Origin of the sequence: Pseudoalteromonas luteoviolacea, from assembly GCF_018100925.1 — a bacterium.
Classification (GTDB): Bacteria; Pseudomonadota; Gammaproteobacteria; order Enterobacterales; family Alteromonadaceae; genus Pseudoalteromonas; species Pseudoalteromonas obscura.
Genome location: NZ_JAGJEH010000001.1, coordinates 618,658 through 642,518, shown reverse-complemented (window position 1 = coordinate 642,518; position 23,861 = coordinate 618,658). Strand labels below are relative to the sequence as shown.

Genomic DNA, 23,861 nt, shown 5'->3' with positions numbered 1-23,861 from the left:
TAACACTGTTTTACAGTCAAAGAGCTGTCGATATCACGTGGTGAAAGCAGTCAGAAAGCATAAAAAAACCCCGCGATGCGGGGTTTGGATACAACATGTAAAGGTTGCGTCCAAGCTTGATGCTATGCATCAAACTAGAACTCTGTTTTGGTAATATGTTTATTTTATGTAAACAAAATACCTGAATGTGGTAAGGATATGCGATAACCTTTTTGTGTTAGCTATTATGAGTCACTTTAGTACTATTTTCAAGTAAAAATCATTCTAAATATTGATCTAGGTTATAAAAAAAATCTAAATTTAATATATGTTTACCTTTACGTAAATGTAATATTTCTCACATGAAAGTTATTAAATTTTATAGATAATATTCCAAGTTAAAATGAAGACGATTTAAATGGGTACATATTTAGGAGAGATTAAAATAATTATACTAAATAATATTTATAATTATTAAGTTAATCGCAAAAATAAAAAGGCCGCCTTAAAGGCGGCCTTTTTTTGAACAGTATTTAATATTAAAATTCTATCGCAAAGTCTAAGCTAACTTGTTGCGCAGTTTCCTTTGAACGGATAAGCACATCGTTTTGCTCTACTTCAAAGTCTTGACCCAATAGGTTCTTAACTTTAAAGGTTACAGTTGTACTGAAAGTTGGGTAGTAACTATACACCAAGTCTAAAGAATTGATCGGTTGCTCGTAAGCATCGTCAAAACCATTAACACCTGCCGCTAAGATACGGTCACCAAAGACGTTGTAAATCACCGAGCCCTGATGGTTGCCATCATGAGAGTCATAGTTCAACTGCAAGTTAGCTACATATTTAGAGTGACCAGTCATACGACGCTTCAGGTTTGTCAAATCACCGCTATCAAGCTCTAGAATTTCAACTTCAGAGTCACTCACTGTTAAGTTACCTGAAGTGAAGAATGCGCCACCTAAGAAGTCAGACGACAACTCCACCAGCCACTCTGCTTCCAAGCCGTAAACATAGGCTGAGTCAGCATTTTCAAACTCAAGAGTGAATCGACCATCCGACTCATTTAGCTGTGCTTCGATTGGCTTGTCAATGTCTTTGTAGAATGCGCCAACAGAGAAGTTATCACCGCTTTCAAAGTAAAACTCAACGCGCAAGTCAAAGTTATCTAAGTGGCTCGATTCCAGCCTTGGGTTACCTAATGTTCTGTAGTCAGTCAGTGGATCTTGATATTGAACAGGTGTCAGCTCACGTAAATCAGGACGAACGATTGTTTGACCCCAGCCTGCACGTACTTGGTACGTAGGTTGGCTATACGTCATGGATAGTGAACCAAACGTCTCGTCTTCCATTACTGTCGACTTTTGAATTGCTTCGCCGCTTAACTTGTCTTTCAGTAATTCAGCATCAAAAGTAGATCGTGAGAAAGCCAGCGCGACTTGTCTAAAGTCTTCATATCTCAAACCGCCTGAGAATCGCCAGTCATTTGCATACACATAATCAAAGCTACCGTAATAAGCATCGATTTTTTGCGCCGCAAGGTAATCATCTGCAATTGGTTCTTGGAATAGGAGTTCAACATCAGTATCGTCTACACGGCTATCATCTCTGAAAATACTGCCGATACCTAAGGCTTCATTTTTATTTGTGGCGAGCGTGATATTTTCACTCGGTCCAAAACGATACTTGAAGAAGTCAGTTTTGTATTCACGTGTCTTGTCAACGAAATAACCACCACCTTTGAGCTCTACTTCAGAAGAATCGAAGTAGAAGACCTTAGAAAGATTCCAGCTATAGTTTTCAACCTTATCTTCCATATCAACAAAGCGGTATAAGAAAGGGTCGCCCCCTAATGCACCACTTGTGTATGTGTCAGTATAAGTCCCGCCAGTGTAGCGATCACGCGCTGTGATCTCTAACTCACTCGGAATATCAGTCGTAGCGGTTGAATCTGTATATTGCCAGTCGAAACCAACACCCTTGATAAAGTCATATTCAATGTTGTGATTACCACGGAATTGAATTACTTCTAGCTCACGCTGCTCAAAAGACGTAAGGTTTTTACGTTGAACTTCGCCATCCGCGATACTTAGAGACTTAGATGGCTCTTGGTATAGAGACACAGCAGCTTCATCTTCAGTATCTCTTAGCTTCATATAAGATGCGTTTAAGTCATGACCATCCAATTTGTAGCCAAGGTTCAAAGAAGTATTTAACTTAACATTTTTCTTCGTTGACTCTTTATCTGTTCTTGCAGAGTAACACTCCAAATCAGACTTTGAGCAGTCATCAGGGTTAACTTCTACTGAAGATAATACAGCTGAGTATCCTTTGCTATGCGACCACTCATGGTCGTATGCCGCAGAGAATAAAAAGCCTAACGCACCACCTAGCCCAAATACATCGTCAAATTTGTCACCGTAAACAAGCTTACCGCCAAAATCTGGGTCCAAATCTTTTTCGACCATACCAAAATCACGATGAAGTGATTTAGTAAGTGACTTGTTAATTGCTACGGCCTCTTCCTGAGAAACAGCTTCACCACGCTCTTTAGACTCAATATCACGGATATTCAGAACCGAAATATCTGAGATACCATTGATATATTTGTTCAGTGCCGATGTCATCGTTGCAGGCATTGCACGCAAACCATCATCTTCACCTAACCAGTCATCATCACTACCGTTATAAACAAAGCCATGATCATTGGTATCTTTGTGTGTCACACCAATTTCTAGCTTTATAACACGATCGTTCGGGATGCTTTTTGTTCTGATGTTTACATCACCACCACCAAATGCCGCAGGCATATTTGGTGAATAGGCTTTTTGCACTGCCAAAGATTCGATGATGCTTGATGGGAATATATCAAGCGGAATGACATTACGAGTTAAGTCTGGACTTGGCACTTGAGCGCCATTAAGTCTCACGCTAGAGTATCGTTCACCGAGGCCTCGAACATAAATGAACTTATCATTTACCAAACTCAAGCCAGTCACACGACGTAGCGCAGACGCTGCATCACTATCGCCAGTACGAGAGATCTGCTCAGAGCCCATGATATCTGCAACAAATGCTTGATTTTTACGCTCTTCGATTACCGCACTCGCGCTGCCTTTAAGGCGGCTACCTACTGCAACAACTTCTTCTATTTCTTGGGCTGTCTCTTCTGCCATTACATGCGTAGACAAAGGACTTAACAGAGAAAGCAAAGAAATCGTTATCAAATTTGTTTTGAACACTTTGATTGGTTTCATTTGTAATTCCTCTAAACCAAAATATTGATTCACAAAGGGCGCATTAAAGCGCCCTTCAATTTGTTCTTATATGGCTTAGATTATTTTGTACGAGCGATTGACTCAGCTACGAATTTAGCCCAGTTAGTGTCCGTTTCATCTTCGCCTAACGCACCTACGTAAGTTACGTCAGTAAAGAATGAGTTTTCGTCGCTTAGTTTAGAAGTTTCAACAGCTTCGATAGCATTACCATCTTTGTCTAGGATTGTGCCTTTTGTTGTTGCTAAGTCGTCACCAAGTACATTTGAGAATGAGTTAAAGCCGACTAACTTGTTACCATCGTCCGTGAACCAAGTTTCGATGTTGAAGTCAGCTAAATCACCTACAAGTGGAACTTTTGTTGACTCGAAGTTCTTCGCACAAGCAAAAATTGAGTTGTGGAACTTGATTTCACCATTCTTCGCGTTAGCATGAATGCCCGCAGCGCCAGACAAGTCATTTTTGTTCATTAGGTCAAAACAACCTGAACCATCTTCAGTACCCTTGCTCACAAATAGCATGTTATGAAGCTGAGCTTTGCCCCACTCTTTCATTTCCATACCAGCACCGTGACCACGAGGACCTTTGATACCGTTGCTTACAACTGTTGCGTTTGCAATTGTTGGATTTGATACAGTTGTTGCTTTATCAGCAGTTGTTGGGTCATCTTTACCACCGTCTGTTTCGAAACCGTGGTTACCCTGAGTCAGAGTTTGAACAAGGATGAATTGGCCATTACCTTTCCAACCTGTATCCCAGTCGATACCGTCATCCGCTGTTTCAGTGACAACAATGTGCTTTAAATTAACTTGTCCACCGAATAGCTCGATGCCATCATCGTAGCCTTGATGAATGTGGATGTATTCAATCTTAGTGCCTGAACCTACAGCGTTTAGCGTAATAGAGTTTAGCTCATCGCCTTCAACACCATTACCAGCAAACTTAACAACAACGTGCTCTAAAGAACCACTGTTGTCAGCATCATTGTTACCGCCGTAGTAAGAAATTACGCCTTCAGCTTTTGCGTCACATTTGCCTTCATCAGCAGCAGTCTTTGAACAGCTCTCTGTTGTAGCCATACCATTGATTTGAATTCCGCCCCAGTCCTGCATCGCTGGTACAGTTGTATCATCACCATCGATTTCTTTAATCGACGTAAAAGTAATTGGCTTACCTAGCTCACCCACAGCGTGAATTTTAGAACCACGACCGATACGTACAAAGTTTTCAGCCTTTGTAAATGCGATTGTCGCACCAGCTTCAATCGTCAGTGTTGGGCCATTTGGATCAACCGTTTCACCTTCAGAAGTTTGCACGTCATCACCGATGAATAGTGCGCCTTCGAAAATGTGAGCACCACCGTCAGGCAATGCTTCCAATAGGAAAGAAGATGTAATGTTCTTTGCATTGCTCGCGAACGCTTGGCTGTATTTACAGTGTGTACCATCCTGGTCACCTTTGAATGTTGTGCCATCTATCGCGTAGCTCGCACAAGGTAATTCAACAGGCTTATCGTTATCATCATTACCTGTATCTGGAACAACGACCGGATTTTCAACTGAGTTGTCTACATGGTTGTCATTGTTAGTAGGTGTGATATTGATGTCGCCGCCGCAACCAGCAAGTACAAGAGCAGAAGAAATTAAGCTTACTTTAAATAAACCAGAAAGGTTCATGTTGGTCTCCAAAGATATAATTGTTATAACGGTATTTATTTAATGGAGCCAGAATAGATTTAACGTGTTACAAATGGGTGACAGTTTTTATAATTTAAAATGACATAATAAATATTAATTAAAAATAAAAAAGCCACCCGAAGGCGGCTTTGGCGTTGCGAATATTTAACAATAAATTAAAGAGTAGCTTGTTTTAAACTCAATTTATGAAGCTTTTCGTTTTGAACATATTTAATCCACTGCTTAGCCAGTCTTGCAGATTTCTTGTGTTTTTCTGCCTGTTCAAATGCCAATATAGATGCGTCAAAATTTTCCAAGTTATATTGCGCCATACCAAGTGCAACATAAGCATTTGATTCAAATGTTAAACCACCTTTATCTAATGCAGCTCTTGCTGCATCAGCGGCTTCATTATAATGCTCCATATTAATGTATACTTCTGCAAGTCGCTGTTGAAATTTGCCATGAGAGGCTAGTTTGTCAGCTTCCTTAAAGAAAGTGATTGATTTTTCTTCATCTTTTGCTTGAACATACGCTTCAGCAATAAAAGATAAGTTCTTTTCAGAGTTATCTATTACTTTACTATCTATGCCCTGCTTTAATGTTTGAGCTGCTTTAAAAGGCAATCCGTTATACAAATAAACTTGAGCAAGTTGCAAAACTTCTGACTTAGTTTTAATAAATCCGCGCTGTTTTGCAGTCTCTAATATAGCCAATTGCTTTTTCTCATCTCCAACCTCACCATACATGCCACCCAACTGTATCCAATACTGTGGCTTGTCAAATAGCTGAACCATTTTTTCCAATGTCGCTACTACATTTTCTGGCTGGTTTAACGAGTAATATAGAGCCCTTTGAAGTACTAACCAGTTCTCCTTAGGCACTTCGTTTTTTGACTCAGATAAGGAGATGGCAACATTGATATTTTCCATTGCATCTTTGTATGACTTGTTTTGATAAAGCGCTTGCGCTTTTAATGTATAATAGTTGCTCTTTATCGGTTGTGTATTTAGCGCTTTCCAGTTATCTAAATACACCACTGTTTTTTCATAGTCGCCATTAGCCATTGCAAGCTGTGCCAAACTAAATGTCGTGGACAGTTTTAAAGACTCAGGAATAGCCTCTTCGGCAACAACCTTTTCAAACGATGCGATGGCTTTACTCAACTCATTCTCGTTGTAGTAAATAAATCCATAAAAGTTATGCATCATGGCCACTTCGTACGAATTCATACTCGATGAGCGCTCTTTAATTGAGTCAAGTACCTCAAGACCTTCTTGAACATTACCGTCATCAGCCAGCTTTTGAGCTCTGGCGAGTTGGCTGTATACTTTTTCCCTTAGCGCAGGCACACGTTTTGTCTTTGTCGCAGCGTATGCACTCGAAAATGACACCTCAGGTACCAAAGAAACAAGACTAATAGAAGCATTAATGGTCAGTGCAGCGGCACTCAGTGCCAATGCGTTTTTTATTAACTTCATAATACAAACTCCTAATTTCACTAACCGTTAATTTGGAAGGTGATTTTGTTTTGTACACCAGCCACTTCTACAGCTTCGCCGTTTACGACACGAGGCTTGTACTTAAACTTCAGTGCAGCATCCATTGCGGCGCGATTGAAAATGTTCTCTGGCTCAGCTTTAAGCACTTTTGGGTCTCTCACTGTGCCTTGCTTTGTAACCACAAACTCAACCAATACATATCCTTCAATACCTCTTGAAAGCGCGCGTCTTGGGTATACTGGTGCCACTTTTACTATTGGCAAGTATTCGCCATCACTTGATTCCAGTGCCAGCCCACCGGCGAGATCAACATCGGCGTCCACGTTTGCTGAGAAGTCAAAGCTTGAGGCGCCCGCATCTAGATTATTTGCTTGCATTTGCGGTGCATCCATCGGCGGTGGCGGCTCTTTTGGTGTAGGTGGCTTTTGTGGCTTACGCTCTTTCTTCTCGACTGTTTCTTCTTTTTTCAGGCGAACAAAGTCAAGCACATTGCCTTTAACAGGCTCTGTGGCCGTGCCTTGGCCACCATTGATCAAGGCCTGCATTCCCAAAAATAGGAAGAACGTAACTACACCAGCAATTAATAATGCAATTATATAGCGCATTGTTTTCCCTTAGGATTCCTGTGCAGCGATAGAAACATCAAAGGCACCCGCGGCTCTTGACGCATCCATGACCTTAATTAAAATTTCAGTCGTTGCTTTCTTGTCGGCTTGAATTACAACGCTACCTTGCGGGTTTTCCGCTTTAAGACGCTCGATATTTGCTTGTACAGCACGAATATCAATTTGGCGCTTGTTGATCCAAATCTCACCTTTGTCAGAAATGGCTACCAAAATATTGGCGCGCTGTTTTTTTACAGCCGTTGCCGCTTCTGGGCGGTTTACATCAATGCCCGCTTCTTTGACGAATGTCGCTGTAACGATGAAGAAGATAAGCATGATAAAAACAACATCCAACATAGGCGTCATGTTAATTTCTTCGGTTTCTTCTTCTTGGAAAACTTTTGCTAGAGGAGCTCTCATTTTTTTACCTCAAATTCTTTAATGATCTAACAGCAATTTATCTTCTAAAAGCTCAACTTCTCGTTTCGCTTTTCGTTGCAAGTAAGTCGATGCAAAAACACCAGATAATGCTGCAACCATACCTGCCATTGTTGGGATAGTGGCTTTTGACACACCTGCTGCCATTGAACGTGCGCTGCCTGAGCCTGTAATAGCCATTACGTTAAATACTTCAATCATGCCCGTTACCGTACCCAATAGCCCTAATAAAGGACACAGCGCAACCATCACGTTGATAAAAGGCAGGTTGCAGTTAAGTTCAATACCTGCTTTAGAGATCATGGCTTGACGGATTTGTTCAGCATTCCAGCTGTTGCGCTCATTTCTGTTTTGCCAGGTTTCTACTGTCTGCTTTTTGTATCCTCTATACTTTCCAAAAAAGTACATAAAGCGTTCCAGGATAAGTAACCACATAGCAAAGGTGACTACTGCGATGACCAGGAGAACCTGGCCACCAGTATCAAGGAACTCTTGTAGTGCAGTGATAGCATCTACTAGTAGCACCATGATTACGCTCCTTTCTCACTGCGCTCAGCGATAATGCCCGCACTTTGCTCTTGAAGAATAAGCAGAAGGTTGCGTGAACGCGTGTTCAATAGCGTGTATAAGAACACTGTTGGGATAGCGACCACTAGGCCCAATACCGTAGTTACAAGCGCAGTTGAGATACCACCAGCCATTAGTTTCGGGTCACCAGTACCAAACAGTGTAATTGCTTGGAATGTGTTGATCATACCGGTTACCGTACCAAGTAGACCTAGCAGAGGGGCAACCACTGAGATGATTTTAATCAAAGTTAGGTTGCGAGTGATTTTTGGCATTTCACGCAAAATTGCTTCACTCAATTTAAGCTCAAGCGTGTCGTAAGCAACATCAGGGTATTGGTCTTTGACTTTCATAACGCGACCCAGCGGGTTGTCGTCTTTAGCAACATCTGATTTAAGCTGGCGTTTGATTTTGGCACCAATCAGCATCAGTGAAACAAAACGCTCTAGTGCAATAAGGAGTGCTAAAGCACCAACTGCTAAAATGACATACCCAACTACACCACCTTGCTCTACCTGTTCTTTACGATTAGGTGCCTGTACTAATAAACCCAAGATAGAACCACCAGTTGGGTCTAATGCAAAGTCAACAATGCCCGAGTTTGCAGCCTGCAAGTCACCCGCACTTTGTTGGAAACGAGATACAGGTTGACGTGTCAACTCCGAAATAGTATTGGTTTCAGGGTTGTAATTTAGGTATTGTCCGTCGGCAATTAGGTTAAATGCACCAACACGTACAACTTCTTTGTTGATCTTCTCACCACCAGCTACAATGACATCCGTGTTATAGCGAGTCACTTTGCCTTGCTCGGTCATTTCACGTTGTAGTTCAAACCAAACTTTTTCAATATCTTCGATAGATGCAAGCTTAGATGTTGAGCCCATTTTCTTGGCCATTTCATCCATCACGTCGCTACGATTTGGAATTTGAGCAGACACAACAGAGGTCCTGAACTTTGAACTCGCATCACCAGAAGCTTGCTGAAGCACACCAAACAGCTCTTTTAAAGAACCCATACGCTTGGATAACGTGTCGCTTAAGTTACCCAGTTTGATTTCGTTTTCTTCAAACTGTGTTTCCATGCGCTCAGAACGGTTAAGCTGATTGTTTCGGTCTGACTTTAAGTCATTTAGCATTTGTACTTGCTGATTTTCGCGCGCTTTAAACTCAGCTTCACGTTGCTGGTTTTGTTGTGTTTGCGCAGCCTGACCAGATTCTAGCGTTTTCAACAAAGAATCTAGATCCATTGCTTCATTTGCCAGAGCTGATGCACTTAAGGCCATTGAGGATACAAGTAATGCTTTGCGACTAAATGATTTTAAAAAGCTCATTAGTTATACCTCTTTATTGAGCAGCTTGAATTGGCAGAGTTAACATATCTGGGGCTAGTTGTTTGCGCGCAATGCGAACCCCTTTATTGATTTGGCTGATGTTGGTATTAGGCAAAGCTTCGAATTGCTTTGACTCTCGGTTCCAACTACCTGCTTTTGCAGAGTCTTTAGTGACGTATAACAGCTCAAGGCGTCCGATACGCAACATATCGACTTCACGCTCTTGTCCATCAATAGTGAGTAGTGTTGAGTATGCTTCGATTGTACGTCCGTACTCTACTTCGACTTGATAGGCTTCAAGTACACGTCTGAATTTTTCACTGGATGTGATATCGGCTCTGTCCATCAGGGCTCTAAGAGAGGCGATTCGGTTTGCTCGCTCTTCAGGTAAAAATGGCACATCTAAAGCAACAAATTGCTCAAGGCCAGTGATCATGCGCAGCATTAGTGGAGTGATCTGACGTTCTATTACCGATACTTGGTCCATTGAAGCGTTGATAGCTGCCATTTCTTCAAGTTGGTTATTAACTTGCTTTTCTAATTGGCTGTTATAAACAACAAGACCTTCGATTTCCTTATTCAACGTTCTAAATTGCTGCAGACGAGACTGCATACTATCTGAAATCGCGTCGATTTTATTTTGAGAAGTTAGCGCTGAATTATTGATTGCAGAGCTAGAGTCTATTACTTGATTGAGATCGTTTGCCTGCGTACTGCTTGCTACTGCAAACGCGCCCGCTAAAAGCAATTGGTTAACGCACTTCATCTCACACACCTTTTATAATATTTGCTTGTTCCAATTTTGAAGTGTGTGCAGTTTAAATATGAAAAATGACAGCCGTGTTGCGCAAATAATACGTTAATGTTACAGCTGTAATATTATTTTAAAGGTGGGTTTGTGCTATTTAGTTCAACATTTAAAAAAGGGCTGTATTTATACAGCCCTAATATAATTATACTTTAAATTTATTCATCATGTTTTCTAATTCATCAAATTGCAATTTTAGTGTTTTGCATTCATCTAAGGTTTGCTGCAAGCTCGCACTCCCCTGAACACATAAATCACTTATGCCGTGGATATCACTATCCAATGATTGAATTACTGTATTTTGCTCTTGTGTCGCATTAGCCACCGCATGGTTCATTCCATCGATCGATTCAATTGCATGAGACACCTCTTGCATTTTTGTGCCAGCTGACTGCGCTTGCTCTGCACTCGCGCTGGAGTCTTCAATACTGAGCTTCATAACAGCAACAGCTGACGCTGAGCCTTGTTGTAACTCAGCAATGGTGTTTTCAATTTCTTGTGTAGATTCTTGGGTACGTTGTGCAAGCTGCCTAACTTCGTCGGCAACGACTGCAAATCCACGCCCAGCCTCACCAGCACGAGCAGCTTCTATCGCAGCATTGAGTGCCAATAGGTTTGTCTGCTCGCTGACTCCCTTAATAACTTCTAATACTTGTCCGATACTGGCTGTCAGTCTATCAAGACCGTCAATAGTTGACTGAGCTTCTTGCATTTTTGAACTCAACGCACCGATTTCTTCAATATTAGAGTTTAAAGCAGATTGGCTTTCATCAGACATTGTATTTGCGCCAGTTGCTAACTCAGATGCGTGCTTGGCATTGTTTGAGATTTCAATAGCACTAGAAGACAACTCATTGATTGCTGTTGCGACATTGTCGGTACGTTTAGTTTGTTCAGTATAGATATCCAATGCATCTTGAGTTTGTCTTTGCAGACCTTCCATAACATTCTCTAACGCATCTGTTGTACTTTTAACCTTGCCTATACTTTGATGAATTTTTTCTACAAACAAATTGAAGTAGTTTGAAAGCTCTCCAAATTCATCGTTATTTTCCACAACTAAGCGCCGAGTCAAATCACCCTCACCTTGAGCAATATCTTTGATCGCCTCATTGAGATGGGTCATTGGTCTCATTAGATATTTCAACAGCACTTGCATCATAACGACAATTACGACTACACCCAATAACATGTAGATCAGAGCCATATTTCTGAATGATGAAATCGAGGAATAAGCAATTTCTTTGTCGATAACAACGCCAAGGTACCACTCAACATTTTTGATACCGTGCATTTTGACAAACGATACGAGTTTTTCTGTTCCGTCGATTTCTATTTCGACAAAGTCTTCTTGCAAGTTCAGCTGCTGGCCGAATAAGTCACGCATATTTTTGTCGTTCATTTGCGTATTTGGGTGACTTAAAATGCGCCCTTCTCCATCGAGTAAGAAACCGTAACCAAAACCTAAGAAATCAATCTCATTAATGATCTGAGTAATAGTGGCCATATCTATGTCACCACCTGTTGCTCCAGACAAAACTCCGTTGCTATAAACTGGTACAACCGCAGTAATCGTCAGCTCATTGGTAGTTGCATCTGTATATGGTGTGGTAAAAGCGGTATCTCTTTTCCGCATTGCCAATTGATACCAAGGACGCGTTGTCGCATCAAAGTCGCTCGGTAATACAATAGAGGCGTCATTTAATACAAATTGGCCGTCTGGTGTACCAATAAAGGTATTTTTGAAGTGGCCAGCTTTAGCTGCTGTTTGCAGCCTTCTACGTACCTCTTCATTACTGTCTGACTTAAGGTGACCTTGTGCAACCGACTGCACGATGTCTAATCTATCATTTAGCCAATTAGCAATATTTTGCGATACGGACTGGGATATCTCTTGTAATACAAGTGTCAACTGATCTTGAGTCTGTGAACGCATCAAGACAAAGTTATTCACTGTAAATAGACTTAAAACGATAACGAGCACGACCGAAGCCGCAAGGGTAATTTTGGTGGTAAATTTAAAGGCGCTAAACATGCAGATCCTGTTTTAATTCTTATCTACTTCTAAGTAGGTTGTATCAAATCTTTAAAGCTTTGTCTTATGTTATCGGCAGTTTTTATCTTTCTATTATAAATTTATTGAATTATTTTTAATTGGCACAAAAAAAGGCAGGTATGGCCCGCCTTTTAGCTAGTAAAAAAGAACTAATATTAGAGTTTACTTTGATAATCAGACCAAGCCGTATCCAAGCTGATTTCCAGCTCAGAGGAGAAGGTTTGCCAAGTCCACTTTTTATTATCAGAGGGATCTAATTGGGCGTTTAGTTCTACCAACAAGTTAGGGTGATGATTCTCTTCTAACCAGTGCAAGAAAAATGCGGTTGTTTTATAACCTGAGTCATAATTGCCTCCGGTCTTTCTATGTGCAAAATCGACATACCCACCTTTCATTCTCACCACATCCGCAATGCCTTCAATGATAGGTCCAATCTCTTTATAATTGTGATCGTCCAATTGATAGGCATGTGCAATTTCATGGTAAAGCACGCCAATGAGCTCATCATAAAGCGCTTGCTCACTATGGTTTTCAGCAAATTTATTGAAATACTGCGCACTGATATGTATTTTTGCGCCGTTAAAGTCACCTTCTTTGTAGGCAACTCCTTTCATATCTTCAACGATGATCTCCAGTAGAGGCAGCTGAGGCGCTCGATGCTTCTGGCTATATAAAATACGCGCGACGTTGTATGAAATTTGCTTGATCAGCTTAACGTTAACATGCTGCCATACAGGCACTGCTTCTTTGCTAAAGTTACGTATTTGAACGTTGGGTAACGAAAAGTTTTGCCAGGCAATGTCTGCATCAAATTGAATCGGTTTGATGTCTGTATTGATATTCTCTAACGCTGATGCGCTGTGAGCCAATAGGCCCACAGCCACTGCAAGCGTAGTGATTGCAGTCTTAATTGTCATACTTAGTGATACTCCGACATTGAAGGCGGACGCGCGGTAATATCGCTACCCCACGCCTTATTAGGCTTGTCGCTCATAACATACTTTAATTCACCACCAGCCATGATATCGTCATGAGTCAGATAGTTACGTGTTAGCGGCTTACCATTTAAACTAACAGACTGAATATATTTGTGTGTTTTGCTCAAACCTTTTGCCGTGGTTGTAAACGTTTTACCGTTGGCAAGTTTAAGTGTTACTTTTGGCGTTTGAGGCGCACCAATTGCATAAGCTAAATCACCCGGCGCGACAGGGTAAAAGCCCATTGCAGAGAAAATATACCATGCTGACATCTGACCTACGTCATCGTTACCAGCCAAGCCATCTGGTTTATCAGAGCTCAATGTATCCATGATCTGACGAATACGTTCTTGTGTACGCCAAGGCTTACCTGCATAGTTGTATAGATATGCAATATGGTGGCTTGGTTCATTACCATGTGCATAGTTGCCGATAAGACCTGCAATATCTTCATGCTCTTTAATCATGTCAGCGGACAAGTGTGTATCAAATAGATCATCGAGGCGCTGCTCAAAGGCATCGTCACCACCCATTAAGTCAATCAGACCTGCGACATCATGTGGCACATAGAAGCTGTATTGCATTGAGTTACCTTCTGTGAATGCACCCATGTACTTTGCTTCATACGCATTGAACTCTGGATTCCAGTTACCTTTCGTATCACGACCACGCATAAACTTGGTTTGTGGGTCAAATACATTTCGATAGCTCATTGCACGTGCATAGTAATCTTTAGCCAGTTCAGTTTTACCCATGGCTTCAAACATGCGTGCAATCGCATAGTCGTCGTAGGCATATTCTAAAGTGATCGACACAGATTCTGGCAGCACATCCATAGGTACATAACCATACTTTTTGTACTCAGGTATCGCATCGTATACTTTGTTGTTCGCCGTATTGGTAATCGCTTCAACTGCTAGGTCAATGTCGTAATCTCTAATGCCTTTTAGGTAAGCGTCCGCGATAACCGATACCGCGTGGTAGCCAATCATTGTCCAAGTTTCATGAGCATGGAAAGACCAAATTGGCAGCATTTTTTCATAGCTTTGCTGGTAGTGAACCAACATGGACTGGATCATGCCCGATACACGGTCTGGGTCAATATATGTTAATAGCGGGTGCAGTGCTCTGTACGTGTCCCATAAAGAGAATAGAGTGTAGTGTTCAAACCCTTTACCTTCATGAATTTCACCATCAACGCCACGATATTGACCGTTAACATCTTGATAGATGCTCGGTGCTTGAAGTGCGTGATAAAGTGCGGTGTAGAATTGACGTTTTTCAGAAACCGTACCTTCTACGTCAACCTTGTCTAAATAATTTGCCCAAAGTTGTTTTGAGTCTGCACGCACTTTGTCAAAGTCCCAATGTGGGATCTCTGCATTTAAGTTTTCAAGGGCGTTTGAACGGCTAACAGCTGAAAGACCAACTTTTACGTAAAGAGGTTTGTCTTTTAAGCCATCGAATGATGCAACAAATTTAACCGCTTTACCTGCGGTCATTTTTACCGCTTTATTTTCAATTGTTGAATGTTTTTGCTTTGTATTTAGGCAGTTCATGCATCTGTAACGCATGTTGTCTTGATTGATAAATTGATAGTCCTCAATTGGTTGAGAGAACTGAATCGCAAAATACATTTGTCTATTTCTAGCCCAACCGTTTGTGGCGCGATACGCAACTAGGGTTCTGTCATCAACCTTGCGAATATCACTCCAAATCACTTTATTTTCAAAGTTATAAATAGAGCTAGTTAAATCAAACAGAACATGACCACTATCATGACTGTTAAAGGTGTATTTGTGCATGCCCACACGTGCTGTTGCGGTGAGTTCAGCCGTCACATTGTAGTCTTGTAGTTCGACACCATAATAACCTGGCTCTGACCACTCTTTGTCGTGAGAAAAGCGAGAGCGATAACCTGTGTCAGGTTTTTCTGCTGTACCCGCATCTAGTTTGACATCACCTGTTATAGGCATGACTAAAAGATCACCTAGGTCAGAGTGTCCAGTACCTGAGAAATGTGTATGGGAGAATCCCACAATGGTGTGATCGTCATAATGATAACCTGCACAACGTTTGTATATTTCTGGTTGTGGTGAAACGCCGCGCATCGGGTTATCGGTATCAGGGCTTAATTGCACCATACCAAATGGAACCACTGCGCCAGGGAAAGTATGACCATCTCCCCCGGTACCAATAAATGTATCAACCCACTGCGTGTTTGACCCGCTAGCGACACTTACCGACGATGCAGTGGTAAGTGACAGCATAGCTGCTGCCCAAATAGAGCGATGCATGTGCCTCTCCTTTATTCTAAATTATGATTGGATCGTTCCAACTGAGTTTAATATACAACGTCTATGAATACGTATTCAATAGTTATGAGATAGAAATTTATAAATTTAAGATGAAAAAGGCAAGTGAACACTTGCCTAATTGCAGGGGGTGCTTGAGCGCTAGGCTACTTTATCATGCCATTGTTTAGATAACTTAACGACGTTAAGTCCGTACCATGCAATAAACACATAGCACACCAGTGGTACAATAAAACTAATTTGAATATGCATGCTATCCGCCACAACACCTTGTAACAACGGAATAATTGCACCGCCAACGATAGCCAAACACAACCAGCCAGAACCCTTACTGGTCAACGAGCCTAGGCCCTCAATCGCGATTGTAAAGATAGTTGGGAACATAATGGAATTGAATAAACCAATTGCCAAAACAGCAACCATTGCGACATTCCCTTCTGTTGACATTGTTACAACCAGCAACAACATCACAAATACAGAATTAAAGATCAGTGCCTTAGATGGCGCTACATATTTTAGTGCTTGCGAACCGATAAATCGGCCTACCATGGCACCACCCCAATAGTAGCCTAGTAGCTTGGCTGCTGTAGGCGCATCCAAGCCACCGATATGCGCTTCTGCAAAGTAATTTACAATAAAACTGCCAATAGACACTTCTGCGCCTACATAACAAAAGATTGCGACAACCCCCATCATCAAATGCGGGGCTTCTTTAAGATTTTTGTCTTTAACTTTGCAGTCTACAGTTTCAACATGTGCCTCAATTGTAGGTAGCTTTAAAAATGCGAATACCACGGCAATAGCAACCAAAACCCCTGCAATAACGAGATATGGTACTTTTACCGAATCTGCACTTGCAGCTTCTACAGCCATTGCACCACCAGCGCCAAAGAGCAGCATACCGCCTGCGATTGGGCCGAGTGTTGTGCCGAGTGAATTAAGTGCTTGGGCTAAGTTTAAGCGGCTTGAGGCTGTTTTAGAGGTGCCCAGCGCTGCAACATACGGGTTGGCAGATACCTGTAAGATCACAATACCTGACGCCATTACAAACAGTGCAGTCAAGAAGATCCAGTACTGGTGTACAATCACTGCGGGGTAAAACAATAGGCAGCCACACGCGGCGACAATCAAACCAATGATTATACCTTTTTGATATCCAAATCGTTTTACTAAAGAGCCAGCTGGAAGGGAAACGACAAAATAGGCAATGAAGAAACAAAATTGAATTAACATTGCTTCGGTGTAGTTTAAGTCAAAGACACTTTTTAATCTCGGAATTAATACATCGTTAAATACAGTTATAAAACCCCATAAGAAAAACAGGGTTGTCATTGCTGCTAACGGAAAAAAAAAGTTTTTTTCGTTGTTATGGGTGCCAGCAGCAATGCTTTGATTCATGTTGATTTCACTCACTCGGATTACTCCATGTTAAAGGATGTAATGATTCTACACATTGTTACAAGAAAATCACAAATGTTTTATTGGATCGTTCCATTATTTTTTTTAAGATGCTAGAGTAAACGAATAAATGAAAAACAACGGTTGATGCACTTCCCTGAATTAACAAAGCTAAAAGAAAAACGTTTTGATTCAAAAACACGCTAAGCTTGTTAAGCATTTACCGCTACGCGATTAGAGAGTGGAGCACGAATTTATGTCGCTAGATTTTAAGAGTAGAGATTTTTTACAGCAACATATTGATAGAACGATGGATTTTTATCACCCAAGATGCGTAGACAGCCAAGGCGGGTTTTATCAATTTTTTAAAGATAGCGGTGAGGTGTATGACGCCACAACCCGACACCTAGTTTCAAGTACACGATTTGTTTTCAATTATGCAATGGCGTATATCCATACAGATAAAACCGAATATTTAGATCTAGCACGTCATGGGCTTGATTACCTTGAAAACGTACATAAACAAGAAAATGGCGGTTATGCTTGGCTAATTGAAAACGGTGTAGCCACTGACCTTACCAACCACTGCTATGGCCTTGCTTTTGTACTTTTAGCTAACGCCATTGCGCACAAAGCCGGCATAAACTCAGCAAGTGACACTATAGAGCGTGTATGGTCACTGCTAGAAGACAAATATTACGATACTCAGTTCGAGCTGTATTTAGATGAGTTTGATGCAAGCTTTGAATATGCAGATCAATATCGTGGCCAAAATGCCAATATGCACATGTGTGAAGCGCTGCTGATGTGCTTTGAAGCCACCAATGACAGTAAGTTTTTGGAAAGAGCCTATACCCTTGCCCACAATATGACGGTTCGTCAGGCTAAACTGGCAGACGGACTGATTTGGGAGCACTACAACACAGATTGGGAAATTGATTGGGATTATAATAAAGACAACCCGAAACATTTGTTCAGACCCTGGGGTTTTCAGCCAGGTCACCAAACTGAATGGACCAAACTGTTATTAATTCTCAACAGACACAAACCAGAATCTTGGATGGTAGAAAAAGCCAAGTTTTTATTCGACCAAGCACTAGATAACGCGTGGGATGAAGAACATGGCGGTATTTGCTACGGATTCGCACCGGATAAAACTATCTGTGATGGCGACAAGTACTTTTGGGTTCAAGCAGAAAGCTTTGCGGCGGCCGCACTTCTCGCTATTGAAACCAATGACGAGAAGTATTGGCAGTGGTACGACAAAATTTGGCAATACAGCTGGCAACATATGATTGATCATAAATATGGTGCGTGGTATCGAATACTAACACAAGACAATCGCTCATATAGTGATGAAAAAAGCCCCGCAGGTAAAACTGATTACCATACAATGGGCGCATGTTACGAAGTACTTAGGGCCTACAATATAAGCGAGAAAAGCCAATGAGTGTAGTTTGTTTTGGCGAAGCATTAATTGATTTCTTATCCGATGGCGGCACGCCAGAGTCATTTACAAAATACGCAGGCGGCGCCCCCGCTAACGTTTCTGTCGCGGTGGCAAAGCAAGGTGTGGACAGCGCATTTTGTGGCATGTTAGGAGATGACATGTTCGGCCATTTTCTCAAAGAAGAGTTATCTCACCAACAAGTAAACACGCAGTACGTTAAATTTACGAAAGAAGCGAAAACGGCCCTTGCGTTCGTATCATTGGATGCTGGCGGAGAGCGAAGCTTTAGCTTTTACAGACCACCAGCCGCTGACTTATTGTTTCGTGCAGAGCACTTTGAGTCTGAGATGTTCGAGCAGGGAAAGATTCTGCATGTTTGCTCAAATAGTTTGACCGAAAAGAATATTTATTTAAGTACAGTCACTGCAATGGAACAAGCTAAAAACCACGGTTTGATCAAAAGCTTTGACATGAATTTGCGAGAAAATTTATGGCCATCCATGAATCATTGCTTGGATAGAATTTGGCATATCATGACTCAGGCAGATATTGTTAAGCTTTCTAAAGAAGAATTGGAGTTTTTGAATACCCATGCGCACCCTTCACAAGATGAGCAAACAACGATAGAAGCAATTCTCAATAGTCGTGTAAAGCTGTTGCTCATTACAGATGGGGCGAATGATATCCGCTATTTTAGCAATCAATTTTCAGGTTACATCTCTCCACCAAAGGTCAACGCCGTTGATACAACAGCTGGTGGAGATGCTTTTGTCGGCGGCCTACTTGCGGAGTTGACCAGAAAGCTCGAGTCAATAGCATTCAATGAAATCGTCAATAACGAAGCACAAGTTTTAGATTTAGTTAACTTCTCGGCAAAATGTGGCGCATATGCGGTGACTAGATATGGCGCGTTTGCTTCATTGCCAACAAAACACGATATAGGCTAGAACATTTTCCTAAGTGTGAGACAGGCTCATGGAAGAGCCTATTTAAATTTAAAGATGTGCTAGATATTCACTATAAAACCAAAATACCACTGGGCTGCAAATTACCCACCCCACCAAAAACGGTTTGAAAAACCCGACCCGTTTAGCGTTGAGTTCCTCAACAATAGACTGAAACTCAGATGGCTTGTAAGGAAACACTTTTCGATACATTTTAAAGATTGCGAGCCCTATTAAAAACGGTACTATTATTAAAGCAAAGAACAACAATACAGCGTACCAAGTTTCATCTGACACTCGTTCCATAATACTCCCGTAGCGGTTTAACATTGAATAAGACAAGCTATTTCAGTCAATGTCAGAATAGAGACAGAAAGCCATAATTACAACAAGATTTGAATACCCATGATAAACAAATACCTACCATTGCCAATGTGCATCTTACTTGCTAGCTGCGCCACCCCAAACAATGTCAATCGTTTAGAGCCATCTCAAGAGATAAAATATAAGTCTACCGAAGGATACACACATCAATTTGCTAACAGCTACAAAATGCCTGAGACTTACCCCCATACCTGTGTAGAAAATTGTTACCCTAAGAGTCAATATATTGAATGTCAAAACGATATGGAAACATGTCAATACATCGGAGAAAACCCCGCTTTCTCTATCAATGAACAGCATACATTTGACGTAAAATGGTTAGGACATGCCAGCTTTTCAGTCACAACTCCCACAGGGGAAACCATTTTGATTGACCCGGTAACAGGACAATTCGATTGGCCAGTAGATTGGGCTTTTGTGCACCTAGCAGGCGGATTTTATCGCAATGAACCAACCGCGTACCAAAAACAAACTTTGAACGATGCCAAGGCAGTCGTTTATTCACATATTCACTACGATCATTTTAGTAAATCTGATATCGAAAAAATCGGTAATCAACCTACCTATCTTACTCCACTAAACTTTGCCGACTACTTTCCAACTGGCGGATACAATATTGTTGAAATGCCTTGGTATACTCAATATGACGTAGGTCAGACTGGTGTTCACTTTGTTCCAGCACACCATTTCAGCAACCGTGTAGTTGTGCCTATGATCACCAATGATGACGACGAAACTTTGTGGGGTGGATGGGTATTTAAAAGCGCTGGCAGACAACTGTTTTTCGCCGGTGATACAGGGTATTCAGGACACTTTAAAGATATTCATGCACAGTACGGCGATATGGACGTATGCCTCATTCCAATTGCGTCATACCATCATGAAACACATGGAAAATGGTATCGTAATGTCCATTTAACACCCGAAGATGCGCTTTTAGCTGCCAAAGAACTCAATTGTGGGGTAATGATCCCATGGGGTCATGGCAATATGAGCTGGAAAATGGGAGATCATTCCTCTCATTCTGCGCTATTTAGACTACTCCATATGAAAACCCAGCTAAAAAGTACAACTCCACTATATATTTTAAATGAGGGTGAGCAAGTTAAGCTATAGTTGCATATCCTATTGATAGCGAGTAATCATTACTTCGCTAGCAACAGCAGACTAATTAGGGCTTAATGGCCCATGTTTGCTACAACTAAATAAACTTTAAAAGTAAAGGCACAGCGCCAGTGCCTTTTACACGTCTACATAAATTATCCAATTAGCAGGCTTAAATTTCCCACTTTTTAAGCGCATCACCAATGATTTCTTTGCGCCAACCTTGAAAAAGGTCAGGTTTAATCATCACTTGCCGTTGTGTATCGGTAAGCTTCCAATTCCAACTTATTACCTGATTAATTTGTTTTTTGGACGCGATCACATCCACTGGTAAATTGCGCTCTTTCGCAACTTGGGTGATGTCAGATTTAATCTCTTTAGCTGCTCTTTTATACTGCGCAAAATCGATTAACCGCTTAACTTTGGACGGTAATGCATCTTCCTCAACAGCTCGACCCGCTTCAATACATGCTAAGATTTCTTTACCAGAACGGTTCACTTCCATCGCTTCAACTTCAGGAATATTGCGCATACTTGCTAATGAAGTAGGTCTTCTTTTCGCAATTTCAACCATATTGAGCTCTTTGAGTATGAAGTTTACTGAAATATTCTTTTTTTCAGCCTTATTCATACGCCATGCAGCAAGCTCTCTCAACACAGCCAGATCGCGACTGCGCAGTTGCCATACATTTTTGATGTTAAGATAAATGTATTCGTCAGGGGTTCTGAATGCACGCTTTTTAGCGATGAGTTCACTTTCAGAAATCACGATATCAAACAGTTGCTTTTGTTCTATCTGCTCAATGATTTTTTCGAAACAGGGTAATAAGTAAAATACATCAGCAGCTGCATATTCAAGTTGCTTATCCGACAGGGGCCTTTTCAACCAATCTGTACGAGACATGCTTTTATCTATCTCAATATCTAGCAATGATTTAACCATATTAGCAAAACCAACGCAGTTGCCCTCCCCTAAAAGCTGTAAGGCAAATTGAGTATCAAAAAGAGGCGCCGGTACTATACCTGCAAAGTTTTGAAATACTTCAATATCTTCCGAAGGAGAGTGGATCACTTTAATCACATCAGGTGACGTAAATAATGCCCACAACGCCGAGAAATCCATGTCTACCAAGGGGTCTATTAACGCCAAATGTTTACCATCATAGACTTGCAATAAGGCATTTTCCGGGTAAAGCGTTCTTCTTCGCATAAACTCGGTATCTATTGCCAAAATTTTACTATCCGAAATGAGGCTTACAAACTCATCTAATTCAGCTTGGTATTGAATAAACTGATACTGCACATTGACTCCTTCGCATTTAGCGAAAAAAAACCGGCTGCTGCCGGTTTTTTCTTATTTTAACGCCCTACGTAATATTTTTCCTACGTTTGTCTTTGGTAGTTCATCTCTAAACTCAACCATTTTAGGAACTTTGTAGTTTGTTAGGTTTTCACGACAATGCGCTATTATATCTTTTTCTGACAGAGATTGATCTTTTCTTACAACAAAAACTTTTACTTGCTCTCCACTTACCTCATGAGGTACGCCAATAGCGGCAACTTCAAGAACGCCATCATGGCTGGCAACGACTTCTTCAATTTCGTTCGGGAACACATTGAAGCCAGAGACTAAGATCATGTCTTTTTTACGATCAACAATATAAAAGAACCCTTCATCATCATATGTCGCAATATCTCCAGTAGCGAACCAACCATCTTGCAAGCAATCAGCTGTGGCATCAGGCCTGTTGTAATATCCAGCCATGACTTGTGGGCCTTTAACTAACAATTCACCCGGCTCACCTTTTGGTGCTTCTTCACCGTTTTCAAGCACAACTTTTAGATCCGTGCTAGGTGCAGGTAGGCCTATCGAGCCATTGTAACCTTCAAGGTCTAGCGGGCAAATCGTGACAAGCGGCGCACATTCAGTCAGGCCGTAGCCCTCAAGCAATCTAGAATTGGTGACAGATTGCCACTTTTCAGCCACAGGTCGTTGTACCGCCATGCCACCACCTAAAGACACTTTTAGATTTGAAAAGTCTAACTGTGCAAAACCTTCAGTGTTGAGTAGACCATTAAATAAGGTATTTACACCCGTAATAACGGTAAACGGATACTTAGCCAAATCTTTAACAAACCCAGCCATATCACGAGGGTTAGTGATCAAGATATTGTGACCGCCGTATTTCATAAATGTCAGGCAATTCGCAGTGAGCGCAAATATATGGTAAAGCGGTAAAGCCGTGATGACGACTTCTTTGCCCTTATCTAGAACTTTGTCCAAACAGCCTGAAACTTGCTCTAAATTCGCAACCATATTGCCATGGGTCAGCATTGCACCTTTCGAAACACCTGTAGTTCCACCAGTGTATTGCAAGAAAGCCAAATCAGTTTGGCTAACGTCTGGCTTTTTGTAGCTATTGGGATCTGCGTTTATTGCCTGAGCAAACGGAATGGCCGATGGTAAATTATACGCAGGTACCATTTTTTTAACTTTCTTGACGACAAAATTCACTAAGTGTTTTTTAACACCACCAAGCAAATCCCCAATCTGCGTCATCACTATGTGTTTCACAGGTGTCGAAGGCAAAGCCTTTTCTAGCGTACTAGCGAAGTTCGCTAGAATAAAAATCGCTTTAGCTTCTGAATCATTAAGTTGATGCTCCAACTCACGAACCGTGTACAGAGGGTTCACATTTACAACCGTGCAGCCCGCTCTGAGTACACCTAAAATGGTGATCGGCGTTTGTAGTAAATTCGGCATCATGACCGCTACTTTATCGCCTTTCCCAAGTTTCAACGTATTTTGAATATAGCTTGCAACTGCTTTAGTCGCATTGTCTATTTCTTTGTATGTCAGTGTTTTGCCCATATTTGAATAAGCGGGTAACTGAGCATAATTGGTAAAACATTCGTCTATTAGTTCTAGCAGCGAGTTGTAGTGCTCTGGATCAATCGTCGCCGGCATGCCTTCTGGATAGCGTTTTAGCCAGATTTTTTCCACTCTTAGCTCCTGTATTCTCGTTCTTTTTTTACACTTACCTTAAAGCAAATA

Annotated in this window: 17 protein-coding genes; 3 read left to right on the top strand and 14 right to left on the bottom strand. The window is 41.3% G+C overall.

Annotated elements, in window-relative coordinates; genetic code table 11:
• Positions 1–518: 518 nt before the first annotated feature.
• From J8M00_RS02455 to J8M00_RS02400, 12 genes are all read right to left on the bottom strand, one after another.
• The gene (locus J8M00_RS02455) at positions 519–3,233 is read right to left on the bottom strand and encodes a TonB-dependent receptor plug domain-containing protein (RefSeq protein ID WP_211008778.1); all 2,715 of its coding nucleotides are present in this window, start codon (positions 3,231–3,233) and stop codon (positions 519–521) included.
• An 80-nt stretch (positions 3,234–3,313) separates the two neighbouring features.
• Positions 3,314–4,927 (bottom strand): hypothetical protein, encoded by a 1,614-nt coding sequence (locus tag J8M00_RS02450; RefSeq protein WP_211008777.1) that lies wholly within the window; start codon positions 4,925–4,927, stop codon positions 3,314–3,316.
• A 176-nt stretch (positions 4,928–5,103) separates the two neighbouring features.
• Positions 5,104–6,408, bottom strand: a complete 1,305-nt coding sequence (locus J8M00_RS02445) for a tetratricopeptide repeat protein (RefSeq protein ID WP_211008776.1) — start codon at positions 6,406–6,408, stop codon at positions 5,104–5,106.
• A 20-nt stretch (positions 6,409–6,428) separates the two neighbouring features.
• Positions 6,429–7,034, bottom strand: coding sequence for an energy transducer TonB (locus J8M00_RS02440; RefSeq protein WP_211008775.1), 606 nt, complete (start codon positions 7,032–7,034; stop codon positions 6,429–6,431).
• A 9-nt stretch (positions 7,035–7,043) separates the two neighbouring features.
• Positions 7,044–7,454, bottom strand: coding sequence for an ExbD/TolR family protein (locus tag J8M00_RS02435; protein ID WP_023399110.1), 411 nt, complete (start codon positions 7,452–7,454; stop codon positions 7,044–7,046).
• 18 nt (positions 7,455–7,472) lie between these two features.
• Positions 7,473–8,000: a MotA/TolQ/ExbB proton channel family protein gene (locus J8M00_RS02430; protein ID WP_211008774.1), complete on the bottom strand. Its 528-nt coding sequence runs from the start codon at positions 7,998–8,000 to the stop codon at positions 7,473–7,475.
• 2 nt (positions 8,001–8,002) lie between these two features.
• Positions 8,003–9,322, bottom strand: a complete 1,320-nt coding sequence (locus J8M00_RS02425; protein ID WP_432652258.1) for a MotA/TolQ/ExbB proton channel family protein — start codon at positions 9,320–9,322, stop codon at positions 8,003–8,005.
• Positions 9,323–9,383: 61 nt separating this feature from the next.
• Entirely contained in the window at positions 9,384–10,136 is a 753-nt protein-coding gene (locus J8M00_RS02420; RefSeq protein WP_211008772.1) for a DUF3450 domain-containing protein, read from the bottom strand.
• A 187-nt stretch (positions 10,137–10,323) separates the two neighbouring features.
• Positions 10,324–12,213 carry a methyl-accepting chemotaxis protein gene (locus J8M00_RS02415; protein WP_211008771.1) on the bottom strand — a complete coding sequence of 630 codons (1,890 nt, stop codon included), beginning with the start codon at positions 12,211–12,213 and terminating at the stop codon, positions 10,324–10,326.
• Positions 12,214–12,389: 176 nt separating this feature from the next.
• Complete coding sequence (locus J8M00_RS02410; protein WP_211008770.1) at positions 12,390–13,151, bottom strand: basic secretory protein-like protein; 762 nt, start codon at positions 13,149–13,151, stop codon at positions 12,390–12,392.
• A gap of 2 nt (positions 13,152–13,153) precedes the next feature.
• Entirely contained in the window at positions 13,154–15,481 is a 2,328-nt protein-coding gene (locus tag J8M00_RS02405) for a GH92 family glycosyl hydrolase (protein WP_247687206.1), read from the bottom strand.
• Positions 15,482–15,667: 186 nt separating this feature from the next.
• Positions 15,668–16,939, bottom strand: coding sequence for a sugar MFS transporter (locus J8M00_RS02400; RefSeq protein WP_417714822.1), 1,272 nt, complete (start codon positions 16,937–16,939; stop codon positions 15,668–15,670).
• Between the two features lie 241 nt (positions 16,940–17,180).
• Between J8M00_RS02400 and J8M00_RS02395 the strand changes: the two genes are divergently transcribed.
• From J8M00_RS02395 to J8M00_RS02385, 3 genes are all read left to right on the top strand, one after another.
• Positions 17,181–18,374 (top strand): AGE family epimerase/isomerase, encoded by a 1,194-nt coding sequence (locus J8M00_RS02395; protein ID WP_211008768.1) that lies wholly within the window; start codon positions 17,181–17,183, stop codon positions 18,372–18,374.
• A complete protein-coding gene (locus tag J8M00_RS02390; protein ID WP_211008767.1) occupies positions 18,371–19,321 on the top strand; it encodes a carbohydrate kinase family protein in 951 nt (316 codons plus the stop codon). Before J8M00_RS02395 ends, J8M00_RS02390 begins: the two co-directional genes overlap by 4 nt.
• Before the next feature lie 402 nt (positions 19,322–19,723).
• Positions 19,724–20,818, top strand: coding sequence for an MBL fold metallo-hydrolase (locus J8M00_RS02385; RefSeq protein WP_211008766.1), 1,095 nt, complete (start codon positions 19,724–19,726; stop codon positions 20,816–20,818).
• A gap of 160 nt (positions 20,819–20,978) precedes the next feature.
• Here the strand turns inward: J8M00_RS02385 and rnd are convergent, their stop codons facing one another.
• Both rnd and fadD read right to left on the bottom strand, forming a co-directional pair.
• The gene (gene rnd, locus J8M00_RS02380; protein WP_211008765.1) at positions 20,979–22,109 is read right to left on the bottom strand and encodes a ribonuclease D; all 1,131 of its coding nucleotides are present in this window, start codon (positions 22,107–22,109) and stop codon (positions 20,979–20,981) included.
• Positions 22,110–22,160: 51 nt separating this feature from the next.
• Entirely contained in the window at positions 22,161–23,810 is a 1,650-nt protein-coding gene (gene fadD / locus J8M00_RS02375) for a long-chain-fatty-acid--CoA ligase FadD (protein ID WP_211008764.1), read from the bottom strand.
• Positions 23,811–23,861 lie beyond the last annotated feature (51 nt).

What these genes read in the sequence shown, in the direction of transcription:
- J8M00_RS02455 (WP_211008778.1), bottom strand. Translation starts at nt 3,233, where the DNA reads ATGAAACCAATCAAAGTGTTCAAAACAAATTTGATAACGATTTCTTTG.
- J8M00_RS02450 (WP_211008777.1), bottom strand. Translation starts at nt 4,927, where the DNA reads ATGAACCTTTCTGGTTTATTTAAAGTAAGCTTAATTTCTTCTGCTCTT.
- J8M00_RS02445 (WP_211008776.1), bottom strand. Translation starts at nt 6,408, where the DNA reads ATGAAGTTAATAAAAAACGCATTGGCACTGAGTGCCGCTGCACTGACC.
- J8M00_RS02440 (WP_211008775.1), bottom strand. Translation starts at nt 7,034, where the DNA reads ATGCGCTATATAATTGCATTATTAATTGCTGGTGTAGTTACGTTCTTC.
- J8M00_RS02435 (WP_023399110.1), bottom strand. Translation starts at nt 7,454, where the DNA reads ATGAGAGCTCCTCTAGCAAAAGTTTTCCAAGAAGAAGAAACCGAAGAA.
- J8M00_RS02430 (WP_211008774.1), bottom strand. Translation starts at nt 8,000, where the DNA reads ATGGTGCTACTAGTAGATGCTATCACTGCACTACAAGAGTTCCTTGAT.
- J8M00_RS02425 (WP_432652258.1), bottom strand. Translation starts at nt 9,322, where the DNA reads ATGGCCTTAAGTGCATCAGCTCTGGCAAATGAAGCAATGGATCTAGAT.
- J8M00_RS02420 (WP_211008772.1), bottom strand. Translation starts at nt 10,136, where the DNA reads ATGAAGTGCGTTAACCAATTGCTTTTAGCGGGCGCGTTTGCAGTAGCA.
- J8M00_RS02415 (WP_211008771.1), bottom strand. Translation starts at nt 12,213, where the DNA reads ATGTTTAGCGCCTTTAAATTTACCACCAAAATTACCCTTGCGGCTTCG.
- J8M00_RS02410 (WP_211008770.1), bottom strand. Translation starts at nt 13,151, where the DNA reads ATGACAATTAAGACTGCAATCACTACGCTTGCAGTGGCTGTGGGCCTA.
- J8M00_RS02405 (WP_247687206.1), bottom strand. Translation starts at nt 15,481, where the DNA reads ATGCTGTCACTTACCACTGCATCGTCGGTAAGTGTCGCTAGCGGGTCA.
- J8M00_RS02395 (WP_211008768.1), top strand. Translation starts at nt 17,181, where the DNA reads ATGTCGCTAGATTTTAAGAGTAGAGATTTTTTACAGCAACATATTGAT.
- J8M00_RS02390 (WP_211008767.1), top strand. Translation starts at nt 18,371, where the DNA reads ATGAGTGTAGTTTGTTTTGGCGAAGCATTAATTGATTTCTTATCCGAT.
- J8M00_RS02385 (WP_211008766.1), top strand. Translation starts at nt 19,724, where the DNA reads ATGATAAACAAATACCTACCATTGCCAATGTGCATCTTACTTGCTAGC.